Annotated in this window: 13 protein-coding genes; 7 read left to right on the top strand and 6 right to left on the bottom strand. The window is 68.7% G+C overall.

Annotation, left to right across the window (positions count from 1 at the left end):
• The first annotated feature begins 213 nt into the window (after positions 1-213).
• From ASF51_RS16955 to ASF51_RS16945, 3 genes are read left to right on the top strand one after another with little or no spacing between them, the layout of a single operon-like run.
• Positions 214-2391 (top strand): glycosyltransferase family 4 protein, encoded by a 2178-nt coding sequence (locus ASF51_RS16955; RefSeq protein WP_055932734.1) that lies wholly within the window; start codon positions 214-216, stop codon positions 2389-2391.
• Positions 2388-3683, top strand: a complete 1296-nt coding sequence (locus ASF51_RS16950) for a glycosyltransferase (RefSeq protein ID WP_055932731.1) — start codon at positions 2388-2390, stop codon at positions 3681-3683. The genes ASF51_RS16955 and ASF51_RS16950 overlap by 4 nt, the downstream gene beginning before the upstream one ends.
• A 24-nt stretch (positions 3684-3707) precedes the next feature.
• Complete coding sequence (locus ASF51_RS16945) at positions 3708-4106, top strand: phage holin family protein (protein WP_055932729.1); 399 nt, start codon at positions 3708-3710, stop codon at positions 4104-4106.
• A gap of 26 nt (positions 4107-4132) precedes the next feature.
• On the opposite strand, the gene ASF51_RS16940 is transcribed toward ASF51_RS16945, so the two are convergent.
• Complete coding sequence (locus ASF51_RS16940; RefSeq protein WP_055932726.1) at positions 4133-5590, bottom strand: hypothetical protein; 1458 nt, start codon at positions 5588-5590, stop codon at positions 4133-4135.
• Positions 5587-5859: a hypothetical protein gene (locus ASF51_RS16935; protein WP_055932723.1), complete on the bottom strand. Its 273-nt coding sequence runs from the start codon at positions 5857-5859 to the stop codon at positions 5587-5589. The genes ASF51_RS16940 and ASF51_RS16935 overlap by 4 nt, the downstream gene beginning before the upstream one ends.
• A 111-nt stretch (positions 5860-5970) precedes the next feature.
• On the opposite strand from ASF51_RS16935, the gene ASF51_RS16930 reads away from it, so the two are divergent.
• From ASF51_RS16930 to ASF51_RS16920, 3 genes are read left to right on the top strand one after another with little or no spacing between them, the layout of a single operon-like run.
• The gene (locus ASF51_RS16930; protein ID WP_055932720.1) at positions 5971-6507 is read left to right on the top strand and encodes a low molecular weight protein-tyrosine-phosphatase; all 537 of its coding nucleotides are present in this window, start codon (positions 5971-5973) and stop codon (positions 6505-6507) included.
• A gap of 45 nt (positions 6508-6552) precedes the next feature.
• Complete coding sequence (gene purB / locus ASF51_RS16925; RefSeq protein WP_055932717.1) at positions 6553-7935, top strand: adenylosuccinate lyase; 1383 nt, start codon at positions 6553-6555, stop codon at positions 7933-7935.
• A gap of 35 nt (positions 7936-7970) precedes the next feature.
• A complete protein-coding gene (locus tag ASF51_RS16920) occupies positions 7971-8507 on the top strand; it encodes a HEAT repeat domain-containing protein (RefSeq protein ID WP_055932714.1) in 537 nt (178 codons plus the stop codon).
• A gap of 565 nt (positions 8508-9072) precedes the next feature.
• Here ASF51_RS16920 and ASF51_RS16915 read toward each other — a convergent pair.
• Both ASF51_RS16915 and ASF51_RS16910 read right to left on the bottom strand, forming a co-directional pair.
• A complete protein-coding gene (locus ASF51_RS16915; RefSeq protein WP_235497297.1) occupies positions 9073-9318 on the bottom strand; it encodes a hypothetical protein in 246 nt (81 codons plus the stop codon).
• On the bottom strand, positions 9315-9947 hold the full coding sequence (locus ASF51_RS16910) for an HdeD family acid-resistance protein (protein ID WP_055932709.1): 633 nt from the start codon (positions 9945-9947) through the stop codon (positions 9315-9317). Before ASF51_RS16910 ends, ASF51_RS16915 begins: the two co-directional genes overlap by 4 nt.
• A 188-nt stretch (positions 9948-10135) precedes the next feature.
• Here ASF51_RS16910 and ASF51_RS16905 point away from each other — a divergent pair, with 188 nt between their 5' ends.
• Entirely contained in the window at positions 10136-11377 is a 1242-nt protein-coding gene (locus ASF51_RS16905; protein ID WP_055932705.1) for an ice-binding family protein, read from the top strand.
• Positions 11378-11402: 25 nt separating this feature from the next.
• Here the strand turns inward: ASF51_RS16905 and ASF51_RS16900 are convergent, their stop codons facing one another.
• On the bottom strand, positions 11403-12116 hold the full coding sequence (locus ASF51_RS16900; protein WP_055932702.1) for a BTAD domain-containing putative transcriptional regulator: 714 nt from the start codon (positions 12114-12116) through the stop codon (positions 11403-11405).
• Between the two features lie 128 nt (positions 12117-12244).
• Positions 12245-13360 (bottom strand): hypothetical protein, encoded by a 1116-nt coding sequence (locus tag ASF51_RS16895; RefSeq protein ID WP_055932699.1) that lies wholly within the window; start codon positions 13358-13360, stop codon positions 12245-12247.
• Between the last annotated feature and the right edge of the window lie 146 nt (positions 13361-13506).

Below are 13506 nucleotides of genomic sequence, written 5' to 3'. Positions count from 1 at the left end.
GACAGATGTCGGCCCAAGTGATGACAAATGGACCGGGTTGTGCGAGGCATCCAGAGCGTGAAGACGCGCTCCTGTCAATGGCATTGCAGGGCGCGGTCAACTCGCGTGTACTCGAAGACGGTGTATCCGAGAACCGCAGCACGATCGGCTCCGAATAGACCGAGACATCCCCTGACGAATTCGGATCACCCGCACCATGGAAACACCCCCGCGATGGAACTGACCGCCGCCCTCGACCGTCTTCGTCGAACCCCCTTCCTGCTCGACGTCGTGCGCTCCGCCGACGATCTCGCGCTGGTCGCGTCGCGGGAGGGCGGTCGGCAGGCCGTCGGCATTCTCCGCCGCGCCATCCACGACGACGAGAATCAGCTCGTGGCCATCGCCGCCGTGCACGCGCTCGGTCGGGTCTTCGACGACGAGGCCGACGACGTCCTCTCCGAGCTCCTCTCGAACGAGCACGCGTTTCTGCGCGAGCACGCCGCCTGGGCGTTCGGCGGCCGGCTTCCGCGAATGGATGCCGTGTCGCGACTCGTGGGGTGCGTCGTGCAGGCGGGCTTCACGGGCATGCTCGCCCAGCGCACGCTGCAGCAGTGGGGCGCCTCGGCACCGGATCACATCGCGCTCGCACTCGAGAGCGCCCTCATCTCCGAGTCGGAAGCCGGCGCCCGCTCGCGCCTCGTCGAGACCCTCGGGCTCGTCTCCGGGCGCGTCGCTGGGCGCGCACTGCGCGAGATCGCCGCGAACGCGGGGGAGCAGCAGGACGCCCGGGTCGCGGCTATCGCCGGCCTCGGCGACCGACGCGGAGACGAGCGGGCCCTTCGACTGGTCCGCGAGATCGCGGCCGCGGGCGCCGAGGCGGCCGATTCCCAGGCCACCATCGACGCGGCGAGACTGGCCCTCGTCGATCTCGGCGACGCGCCCGCTGCCATCCGGTTCGGCGACGGGCTGACCGTGGCCCAGCTCTTCCTGCACGCCGACATCGACCGGGGACTGACCCGCGCCGGGGCGGGCGACAACGGGGGAGTGGCCACGTTGCTGGTGCGCCTCGGCGACGCGCTCGCCTCTCTCGACGGCATCGACCGGGTGCTCACCCTGTCGCGGGGCAACGCGGGCGTCGCCGCCGACACTCTGCTCGCCGCCGAGCAGCTCGTGCTCGCGGACCACGAGTTCGTTCCCGTTCCCCTGCTGTCGGAGCCGAGCCCTCAGGCTCGCTCCTGGCACACCAGGGTCGCTGCAGAGCGCGGCATCCGTCGTGCGCTCGTGGCCCTCGGCCCCATCGACGTGCTGCACCTGCGGATGGCGGATGTGGGCAGCATGGCCGCGTCGAGCGTGGCCCGCGAGCTGGGCATCCCCGTGGTGTTCACCCTGGCCCCCGACCCGCACGGCGTGATCCGCGCCCTCGACGTGGCCGGCGCGCTGACCGTCGCGAACTTCGGCGATGTCGACGAGCGCGAGCACTACTGGTTCAGGCACCGGCTCGTGCAGCGTCTCGCGGCTGATGCGGAGCACACCGTTCTGTTCCCCCGCCCTGCGCTGCGCGACGAGCTGCAGGAGCTTCTCGGGATCGATATCGAGTCGTCGCCAGAGCAGTACACCGTGGTTCCCGAGGGAATCGATCTCGCCACGATCGACGACGCGATCCTCGACGTGGAGGCCCGCGCCGACGGTGCGGTCGTCGGCGCGCTCGACGACCTCGACGCGCTGATCGCCGCTCTGCCCGAGCATCGCCGAGGCCTGCCACTGGCCCTCAGCGTGGGGCGCCTGCACCGGGTGAAGGGCATGGCGACGGTCGTCGAGGCGTGGGCGTCGGATGCGACTCTGCTGGCCACCTGCAACCTCGTGATCGTGGGCGGAGACCTCGCCGCGCCCTCGCCGGACGAGCAGTCCCAGCTCGACGCCATCGACGGCGTTCTGCGCGAGCATCCTCGCGCCGCGGAGGGCCTCGTGCTGGCCGGCCACCGCCCGAACGACGTGGTGTCGCGCTGGCTCGCCGCCACGAGGCTCGGCTCCGGCACACTCGTGGGCGCCAACGGCATCTACGTGTGCGGCAGCCTCAAGGAGGAATTCGGAATCGCCATTCTCGAGGCGCTCGCCGCAGGCCTCGTGGTGGTGACGCCCGACGCGGGAGGTCCGGCGACATATGTCGACGATGGGGTCACGGGTGTTCTGGTCGACACCGGATCGGCCTCGGGCGTTCGACGCGGTATGGCCGACGCCCTGCTGATCGCCGCGCGCGACGAGCCGGAACGCGTCGCGGCCGCCCGTGGAATCGTTCGCGAGCGCTTCACCGTGCAGGCCATGGCGACGGCCCTCGAGCGCGTGTACGCCACGGTTGCCGAGAACCGGCGACTCGATTCGATGACACTGTCGAGCACGGGCGGAGCCTCGTGACCCTGCTGGTCATCAGCCCCGACTACGCCTCCCATCTGCTTCCCCTTGCGACGCTGGCCACGGCCTGGCGCGACGCGGGCGACGACGTGGTGGTCGCATCCGGACCAGCGACGACGTCGATCGTGCGGTCGTTCGGGTTCCGTGGTACCGAGTTGCGGCTCGGGCGAGGCTCGAATCCCGGCACGATTCGGGCCGAGGAGCAGCCGGCGGGCGAGGACGACTCGCTGCGCGGCTTCTTCGACGCCACGCGCCGCGGCATGGTCGAGACTCTCGACTACCAGGCGTCGCAGCGCACGACCGATCTGCTGTGGCGGCCGGTCGAGACCGCGAGCGCCGTACTGGCCGTGATTGAGAAGGTGAGACCGGATGCGGTGATCGTCGATCACTTGGCCTTCACGGCCCGTCTCGCACTGCAGGCCGCGGGAGTGGCACACGCCGACGTGGTGCTCGGACACCCCACCGCCCTGCCCATAGCCGACGAGGTATATGGCCTCCCCGCGTCGTGGCCGAGGGCATTCAGCCCTGATAGCGAGGGGCTCGATCGCCTGCGCCTGCGCTGCGAGGCCGTGCGCGATCGGTTCACCGGTCAATGGAACGACGCCCTGGCGGTGCTCGACCCGAGTGCCTCGCCGTCGAGCGACGCCTTCGCCGAGCACGGAGACATTCTGCTGTTCAACTACCCCGGGCAGCTTCACGACCCCGCTCGCACCGCGCTGCTTCCCACGCACGCGTTTCTCGGGTCGGCCGTGCGCGACGAGCCTGCCGACCCCGAGGTCGACGCCTGGCTGGCCGGGGGAGGAGCCCCGATCGTCTACGTGAGCTTCGGCAGCTTCCTCTCTGTTCGCGCGGATGTACTCGCTCGGATCGCCGAGGCGCTGAAGGGTCTCGACGTGCGCGTCGCCCTCGCTGTCGGTTCGGCCGACCGGCGTGAACTCGGAGAGCTGCCCGAGTCGTGGCTCGTGCGCGAGTTCCTGCCCCAGGTGACCCTGCTCGAGCACGCGGCCCTGACCGTGACGCACGGGGGGAACAACAGCGTGACCGAGGCCGCGACGGCCGGCGTGCCCATGCTGGTGCTGCCGTTCTCGACCGACCAGTTCGCAGGAGCGGCGGCCATCGAGAGCCAGGGCTACGGGGCCGCTCTCGATCCGAACACGGCATCGGTCGACGCACTCCGTTCGGCGGCGGAGTCGCTCCTGGCAGACACCGAGACAGGCGCTCGCTGCCGACTGCTGAGCGACGAGCTGCGTGCCATGCCCGGCCGCGACAGGGCGCGCGCGGCGCTGTCGGCGTAGCCGTCGAACTGGAATACTGGGCGCATGCGCAGATTCGTCGTCTCTCTTGTGGCCAATGCGATCGCCCTGTGGCTCACCACGCTCATCGTCACAGGCGTTAAGCTAGATCCATTTCAGGACGACGCCCTCGGCACGATCCTGTCGTACCTTTTCGTTGCCCTGATCTTCGGCGTGGTCAACGGCATTGTGGGCACAGCCGTTCGCATCGTCGCGTTCCCGCTCTACATCCTCACTCTCGGCCTGCTCTCGCTCGTGGTCAACGCCCTGCTGCTGCTGCTCGCGGAATGGCTCTCCCAGCTCTTCGGCTTCGGTCTCGTGATCGACAACTTCTGGTGGGCCGTGCTCGGCGCTCTTGTGCTCGCCATTCTCTCGGCCATCATCGGCTCGATCCTGCGCCCCCTCGCCGGACGCGACAAGGACTGACAGCCGAGCAGCCCGCGCATACACCGTCATCGACCCACACGCTCGGCGCGATACTCCGTGGCCGTGCCCGCAGCGGAGCCCGACAGGAACGGCGCCGCACCGTCGATGAACTTCTCGACCCTCGGATCTTTCGAGGCGTCGACCAGGCCGGCCGTCTCGCGGTAGGCGTCGAGATCGTGTGACGGGAAGGCATCGCCGGTCGGCATGGGCGCGTCGTCGTAGAGGGTGCGCCGCACCAGCACCCGATCGTCGCCGGATGCGGTGTCGAGCCCGCCCAGCGCGGGAACCAGATCTTCGGTGTGGGCGATGGTGAGGGTGGGAGCCGTCGTCTCGAGCTGGCCGACAGGCGAGCCGAGGGTCACGACGCCCTGCACGGAGTAGTCGCCCGACTGCTCGAGCTGCACGGCGAGCAGTCCGCCCTGCGAGTAGCCGACCTCGAGAACGGGGTCGCCCGGACGGATGCCCGCGTCGCTCATCGCCTCGACGGCGGCCCGGTAGGAGGCCCCGCCACCGGCGCTCATCGATTCGACGTTGCTCGTCATGTCGAAGGCCTCGCCCGCGGGCATGGCGTTCATGTCGACGGTGCCGCCGAGGTAGACGATGTATGACGGATCGCCGTTCTCGGTGGCGTACTTCTCGACCTTGATCTGCGGGCCGCGGGCGCTCGTGTTCGGCATGCGCGACGTCAGTTCGGCGATGCTCGACGGGGCCGTGACCGGTGATGTGCCGACCCTCGTGGTCTGCACCGGCGTCTCGACGAGCGGACTGCGACCACCGCCCGCAGCGCCACCGCCCGCCAGGCCTCTGGCCGCACCCGCGGCACCCGCCGCCGCGAGAACCAGCCCGGCGGCCTCCCTGATTCCGAAGAGCCCGAGACCGTCGTCGCCGATGACGGCGCCGGCGCCCGGAGGAACGCCCAGGAGCCCCGCGATGATGTCATCGCTCGACGAGAAGAGCAGCCGCACGGCCGCCGCCACCGCGGGATTGTTGGCGAGCTGCGGGTTCTCGCGCATCCACTCGGCGGCATCAACGGGGCTGCGCGCGGCGCCCGGCCTTGCCGCCAGCCCGACGAGCACACCGGACCCCGCGGCGAGGAAGGGTGCGCCCGCGAGGAGGAGGAAGGGAGCGAGGTGACCGAGCACGTTGCCGAGCAGACCCGTGGAGACGCGGATGCCATCGATCATGGCGTTCTCGACCAGGCCGTAGGCCTCGGCCGCCAGGCGCAGCGACACCTCGAGTTCGCCCGCCTCTCGAGACGCTCGATCGAGGTCGTCTGCGGCCTGGAGCACCAGCGCGGGCACGGTCGGCGCCTGCGCGGCGACGTGCGGATCGATGCAGAGCTCGAGCCCTCTCAGCCGCGCCGCGGCGGCCAGAGACTCGCTCTCGACGAAGCGGAGCCGGAACGCCGTGTTCGACATCTCGTCTGTCGACACCGCGAAGCTGCCTCCGCCCGACACGACGAGTTCGTCGTCGTCGGCCGTCACGGAGTCGCACCCGTCGAGACGATCGCCCCGGCGATCAGTGCGGAGATCTCGTCGAGGGTCGACGACACCCGGCGAACCTCGGCCGCGACCCTGTCGCATCTCGCATCGAACGACTGCCGGGCCAGCCCCTGCCAACCGGGCGCATCGTCGCGCACGACGGTGGGCAGCAGTTCTGTGCTGAGCTGCACGCTGAGCCTCTGCACGGTCGCCCGGTCGTGCTCGAGCGACGATCTGACGTGGAGGAGGAGGGCATCGGGATGATCTGTCACCGCACCAGTGTCGCCATCCCGCCCTGCGCGGCGGGGCGCGAGCGCGCCATCGGGGGAGAGGTGCGGACACCCGCTGATGTGGAGGAGGGGAAACTGCACCAAGATAGAGGCATGCCCCTGGATGAGACCGAGATTCCCGCTGGAATCTTTCGAGTCTGCATGGTCTGCACGGGCAACATCTGCCGCTCGCCCATGGCCGAGATCGTGCTGCGCGAGCTCGTGCAGAAGGCCGGCCTCAGCCATCGCGTCTCGGTCACCAGCGCCGGAACGGGCGACTGGCACGTCGGCGAGCAGGCCGACCCGAGAACGATCGACGCTCTCGCGGATCGCGGTTACGACGCATCCCTGCACCGGGCCAAGCAGTTCGACTCGTCGTCGTTCGACGAACTCGACCTGATCGTCGCGCTCGACCGCACGCACGAGCGGGCCATCCGGTCGTGGGCGACGAGCGACTCCGACCGATCGAAGATCAGGCTGCTCACGAGCTTCGACACCGACCCGAACCGCCAGCTCGACGTGCCCGACCCGTATTACGCCGACGCCGCCACCTTCGCCGCCGTGCTCGCCACCATCGAGCGGGCCTGCGCATCTCTGTTCGCGCAACTGGAGCCGGCGTTTCGAGCTCCCCACGCATCCACCCCCGCCTGACCGCCGCGGCCCGACGGCCGCCCAGCACTGGAGTTACCCCGCATCATGAGCGCCCTTTCCCCCCAGCCCCTCAGCCCGCTCGACGGCCGCTACGCATCCGCCGTCTCAGAACTGGGCGAGTTCCTCTCGGAGGCGGGCCTCAACCGCGCCCGCATCCAGGTGGAGGTCGAGTGGCTGATCTACCTCACCGACCACTCGCTGTTCGGATCGACGCCGATCGAACTCGAGAAGCAGCGCCAGCTGCGCCAGCTCGCCCCGAACTTCGGAGACGTCGAGGTGGCCGAGCTCGGCGCCCTCGAGTCGACCACCAAGCACGACGTGAAGGCCGTGGAGTACTACGTTCGCCGCCGCCTCGACGAGCTCGGACTCACCGGGATCGCCGAGCTCACGCACTTCGCGGCCACGAGCGAGGACATCAACAACCTCAGCTACGCGCTCGTCATCCGCGATGCCGTGACCGAGGTCTGGCTGCCGGCGTTCCGCGCCGTGATCGACGAGCTGCGCAGCCAGGCCGTGCAGTACCGCGACGACGCCATGCTCGCCCGCACCCACGGACAGCCCGCCACCCCCACCACCATGGGCAAGGAGCTGGCGGTCACCGTCTACCGCCTCGAGCGCATCCGCAAACAGGTCGAGGCCGCCGAGTACCTCGGCAAGTTCTCGGGCGCCACAGGTACGTTCGCGGCCCACCTCTCGGCCGAGGCCGACCTCGACTGGCAGGCCGTGTCGCGCGAGTTCGTGACCTCGCTCGGCCTCACCTGGAACCCTCTCACCACCCAGATCGAGTCGCACGACTGGCAGGCCGAGCTCTACTCGCAGGTCGCCCACGGCAACCGCATTCTGCACAACCTCTGCACCGACGTGTGGACGTACATCTCGCTGGGCTACTTCACCCAGATCCCGGTGGCCGGCGCGACCGGTTCGTCGACGATGCCGCACAAGATCAACCCGATCAAGTTCGAGAACGCCGAGGCCAACCTCGAACTCTCGAGCGCACTTCTCGACTCGCTGGCCCAGACCCTCGTCACGAGCCGCCTGCAGCGCGACCTCACCGACTCCACGACGCAGCGCAACGTGGGCGTGGCCCTCGGCCACTCGCTGCTCGCCCTGTCGAACATCACGTCGGGCCTCGGACAGATCTCGCTCAACCGCGAGCTGCTCTCCGCCGACCTCGACACCAACTGGGAGGTGCTGGCGGAGGCCATCCAGACCGTCGTCCGCGCCGAGATCACGGCGGGCCGCTCCTCAATCACCGACCCCTACGCGCTGCTCAAGGAGCTCACCCGCGGCAAGCGCATCGGAGCGAGCGACCTGGCTGCCTTCGTCGACGGCCTCGATATCGGCGATGCGGCGAAGCAGCGGCTGCTCGCACTGACCCCGCACAGCTATGTCGGCATCTCGTCTGCGCTGGTCGAGCACATCCTCTGAGCGCTCTCGGGAGCTCACGGTAGCCTTGGTGTCTTATGGCACACGACAGCGAGACCCCGTCCCACCACACCGCGTCGCTCGAAGAGCGCATCCAGGCCGCTGTCGAGCGTGAGGGCGAGACCTCTGTGGTGCTCCGCGCGCGGTCGCTGCTCGAGGGCGGCTACGAGGGCGAGGACTTCCTTCGCGTCGTCGGGGGCCCGCACGCCGACGGCATCCTGGCCGGCGCCCCTTCGCTGTACTGGCCGGAGCTGTGGGGCGCCCGCGCGCTGAACTACGTGTGGTCGGATGCCGCGGCGCCGGCCGTCATCGCCGGTCTCGGCAACCAGGCATGGCGGGTCCGCGAGATGTGCGCCAAGGTGGCTGCCCTGCGGTCGATCGCGGCCCCCGAGGCCCTCTCCGCCTTGACGAAAGACGACCATGCGCGAGTCCGCGCAGCAGCGGCCCGAGCACTCGCGGCCACGGGCGACGCCGCGACCCAGGACACGCTGGAGGCCCTTCTGCGCGACCCCGACAAAGAGGTGCGCCGAACCGCCCAGCAGTCCCTCAAGACCCTGAAAGACGCCCTCTCCTAGGCCCAGCAGGCTCCCTTCGACAAGCTCAGGGAACGAAGCCGCGGAGCGAAGCGCAGCCGGTGAGCGAAGCGAACTCGGCGCTACTCAACCAGCGAAGCCGGACCCCTCGATGAGAAGGTCGTGTGGCGCAGTCCTGCCCATCCGGGTCTCCGTGATGGGCACGACGACGCCACTCGATCGCCACTCGTCGTTTGGATGGCGCCGTCAGGCCCATCCGGTGCGTCGGAATAGGCACGACGGCGCGACGCAAACGAGATCCTTTCCCTTTCAGCCCACGGATCGTGGTTTCGATACGCTCGTTCCTCGCTCCTCGACCACCGCAGCCGCTGAGCGAAGCGAACTCGGCGCTACTCGACCAGCGAAGCCGGTGAGCGAAGCGAACTCGGCGAAGAAGCGAACTCGGCGAACGGACTCGGCGCGGGGAGGGGTGAGCGTTTTCTTGCGAGTTATGGCTGCGGCTGATGACCCGGAGCAGCGCGAGGAACGAGCGCCGCGGAGCGGTCGTCAGCCACAGTCATTGTCTGAGCTGAAAACGCACACCCCGAGCTGCGCCCGCAGGAAACCCCTAATGCCCAGAAGGCGGAAGATCGTCGTCGAGCTCCGTCTGCTCCGACTTGTTCGGCTTGAACGTCAGCACCATCATCGCGATCACCACGAGCACGACGATGAACGCCACCCCGAAGAAGATCACCGCGAGCAGCGGGTTACGCGTCGCGAGCAGAACGGTGAGCCCGACGAAGAGGGCCATCACGGCCGACAGAACGATGAGTTCGACGGGCTTGAAGACGTCGCGCTTGGATGGCTGGGTCACGGGTTCTGCACCTCGAGAGTCACGGAGTCCTTTGCTGTGGGGGCGCTCGGCTGGGTGCCCCAGCGGAGCGACAGCCCCGCGATCACGAGATAGATGCCGAGCACGGCACCGTACGCGCCGAAGAGTCCCACGGCAACCAGGTCGGTGAGGGGGAGGAGAAGGAAGGCGAGCGCGAGGATCGCGGTGAGGCCTCCCATGGCGATCCAGTCTTTAGCGGGCGCCTCGCCGCGCGAGCGCAGTCCCGTGACGAGCTCCAGAATGGCCGTGATGGCCGCCCAGACGCTCACGAGATACAGCAGGAAGGCCAGCCCGAAGCCCTGCAGCGACAGGGCGAGCACACCCGCGACGATGCTGGTGGCCGCCTGCGCGAGAAGCAGCGCACGGCCCGTTCCGGCGGGCAGGGCCCGAGGGGTCAGGATGCCCGTGAGCAGGCCGGATGCGAGGGCGAACGCCCCGAACACCAGCAGGCCGACGACACTCGAATGGTTCGGCGTGAAGGCGACGACGAGGGCCACGACGATCGCCGGGATCGCCCGGGCGACAGGCACGCCCCAGTAGGGCGATTGCGCCTGCGGGCGAGTGGGCTGGGTGGTCACCGCGCGGCCTGCTTTCGAGTTCGAGAACGCCATCAGTTTACCGTGGTGAATGCTGGGGGTTCTCCGGCGAGCTATTGCACGCTCTTACACCCTGTCGAACCTTTTGTCATCACTATGTTCCGAGGTTGTCGCTTGTGATCTACTCGTCACTGAGGATGATGCGACAATTCGTCACATCGAGGCAACGATGCTTCACTCGCCGTCGACCTTGGGGGTCACGCATGCCGAGCTCATATCTCTACCGTCGTATCTCCGTCGCAGGCCTCACAGGCCTGGCACTCGGCTCCGCACTGGTGCTCGGGTTCTCCAGCACCGCGCAGGCCGCAATCGTGCTCGACGGCCCGATCAACCTGAAGACCGCGGCCGGCTACGCGGTTCTCGCGGGCTCCACCGTGACGAACACCGGGCCGACCGTCGTCACGGGCGACGTGGGACTCTCGCCGGGCACCGCCATCGACGGATTCGAAGGAGAGCCGGCAGGTTCCTTCGTTCTCGGCACGGGTTCGGCTCGCACCGATCCCGACGTCGACCAGGCCAAGATCGACCTCGACCAGGCCTTCGGTGTCGCGAAGAGTCTCACGCCTCAGGCGAAGGGACTCTCTCAACTCGCCGGTAAGACGCTGAAACCGGGTGTCTATTCGGGCGGAGCCCTCGACCTCTCGTCGGGCGACACCCTCACGCTGGATGGTGGCGCGGCATCCGTCTGGGTCTTCCAGGCGGCGAGCACCCTGGTCACCGGGTCGGGAAGCCGTATCGAACTCATCAACGGGGCCAGCATCTGCAACGTCTTCTGGCAGGTCGGTTCGTCGGCCACTCTGGGAAGCAGCTCGACCTTCGTCGGCACGATCATGGCGCAGGAGTCGATCAGCGTGGGCAACGCCGCAGTCATTCAGGGCAGACTTCTCGCCAGCACCTCGGCGGTCACCCTGATCAACGACACCATCGTGCGCCCGTCGGACTGCACGACGGGTTCGGGCGAAACGACCGAGACGACGACACCGGAGATCACCACGGACTCGCTCGACGACGCGACTGTGGGAACTCCCTACGAAGACACGGTCGCCACCGAGGGCACGCCGACCGCGACCGTCACGGTCACCGAGGGCGAGCTGCCTGCGGGCCTGGTCATCTCTGAGAACGGCACCATCACGGGCACGCCGACCACTCCCGGCACCTCGACGTTCACCGTCACGGCGAGCAACGGCGATACGGGCGACGTGACTGCGACGTACACGATCGTCACCGAGGCGGCCCCCGTCGTGCCGACACCGCCTGTCGTCGAGACGCCGAGCGGACCAGGACAGACCGGATCGGGTCAGGGTGGCTCGGGTCAGAGCGGCTCAGGACAGGGCGGATCGCTCGCAGCGACCGGCTTCGAGACCGGCGGCCTGATCGCCGGAGCCCTGGCGCTGCTGGCGGTCGGCTTCGCCCTGCGCATCCGACCCGCTCGACGTCGCTCCTAGCCCGCTGCGTCGCACCCTTCCGTGATTACCGGCGGAAGGGTGCGACGAGGTCGCTGAGGATCGCCGTGGGCTCGAGCCCGAGTTCGCGCTCGAGCAGCGCCTTATAGATGTCGTAGTCGCGCAGCGCCTCCGACTGATTCCCCTCGGCCAGGTGCACCTTGATGAGGCTGACGATGGCGCTCTGCCTGAGGGGCTCGACCCGCATCGCTGCCCGTGCGGCCCAGGCGGCGGCCCGGAGGCTTCCCTCCGTGATCAGCATCTCGGCCTGAGCCTCGAGTGCGTGCAGGCGCAGCTGCCGCCAGTCCTCGACCTCGGAGAGCACCCACTCGTCGTACCAGTCGGGGAGGATGCGAGACGCGAAGGCCTCGATCGCCCAGGTGCTCAGGTCATCGGACGTGGATGCCGCGCCCGGCTGCAGCAGGCGCCTCGCCGATTCGCGGGCGACGTTGAGATCGACCGCGACGCCGGGAGCCAGGCTCAATCCGGCGGGAGTCATGGTGATGGCCGGCTTGATGGCGTCTTCGAGTCGTGTGAGCGCCGACCGAAGGCTGTCGCTGGCCCGCCGCTCCGTGACATCCGGCCACATCTCCCCCGAGATGGCCAGACGGGCGCCCCGCGGTCTGAGCGCGAGAAAAGCGATAAGCCGTTTGGTGCCGACCGAGAGACCGAGGATCTCCTCTCCATCGTTGCGGACCGTGAGCGGTCCGAGCACGCTGATCTCGATCATGTCGCCGCCCACGCCGAAATCCTCCGCGTCGGAACGACCGGAGAACTCGGGTTGAGCAGAGGCAACATGTGATGGATTCGCTCCTAGAATCACATGTTCCCATATGCGGGTGCGCCCAGCTAGGGGCGCACCCGACGTGTTCAGTTCTTCACTGTGTGCCGACGACGCGCGAGGGAAGCAACGACAAGTCCGAGCAGCAGAACCGAGGCGCCGCCGAGCAGGATGTTCTCGACCGGCATGCCGGTGTTGGCCAGCGTTCCGGCCGTCGATCCCGAACCGCCCGATCCTCCGGGGTTTCCAGGTGTGCCGGGTGTGCCGGGGCCGCCGGGAGTGCCAGGAGTGCCTGAGCCCGGGGGTGTCGTTCCTCCGTCGGTTCCGCCGCCGGTGCCACCACCGGTCTCACCGCCCGTCTCGCCGCCCGTGCCACCACCCGTCTCGCCGCCGGTCTCGCCGCCGGTCTCGCCGCCGCCGCCGCCGCCGTCGCCTTCGCCGTCGCCGTCGCCGTCGCCTTCGCCGTCATCCGGCCCCGCGACGATGTTCGTGGTGAACTCGACGGAGCAGGTCACGTAGGCGCCGCCGCCGTTGCCCGAGCCGTTGCACTGGTCGACGGTGGTGGGGATGACGGATGCGGTGGAGCCGCCCTCGACGGTGCAGGTCACCCGGAGGATTCCGCCGCCGTTGTTGCCCGAGCCGTTGCACTGCACGACTGTCGCCGTCGACGGATCGGTGCTGTCATAGGAGTCGCAGTTGAGGCTGGTGGCGTCCGCGCCGCCGGCTCCCGATCCCTGGCACTGGTTGATGGTCACGGTCTGCGGCGTCGCGGTACCGACGATGTTGTTGATGACCTCGACCGAGCAGATCACGGTGCTTCCCGTTCCGTTGCCCGAACCGTTGCACTGGTCCACTGAGAGAACGACGTCGTTCGTGTTGAGCGTCTGAGGCAGCTCGCACACCGGTTCCGCGTTGGCGAAGCCGTGGCATTCGGTGACGACCGTCGAGCTGCTCTTCACACCGGTCGCGACATTCACCGTGTTGGTGACGACCACGCGGCACTCGACGGCCTCGTTGGTGCTGTTGTCGCTGCCGTTGCACTGCGAGACGGGGAGCGGAGCGGCCGATGCGCTGCTCGCGCCGAGAAGCGGAAGGCATGCGACCGCGGCGACGGCCAGCAGGGCTGCGGCGATGAACAGACGGCGGTGCGCGGCTCCGAGGCCGAAGAATTGTCGCGATGTCGCGAGCGTGTGAGGCTTCCCCATGATGTGACTCCCTAGTTGTAGCTCGAGTCTCACTCAGGGATCATGACCGGGTCGTGACGGCCTCGTGACCCGACAAGTACGCGCGCGTGACACGGCTGTGACACGGCGATGACGCGGAAGTGACGCGGGAATCGCGCGACGACAGA

The organism is Agreia sp. Leaf283 (genome assembly GCF_001422485.1).
In the GTDB taxonomy this organism is placed as follows: domain Bacteria; phylum Actinomycetota; class Actinomycetes; order Actinomycetales; family Microbacteriaceae; genus Agreia.
The sequence above is the reverse complement of the archived record's forward strand: the minus strand, read 5'-3'. Positions and strand labels throughout refer to the sequence as shown.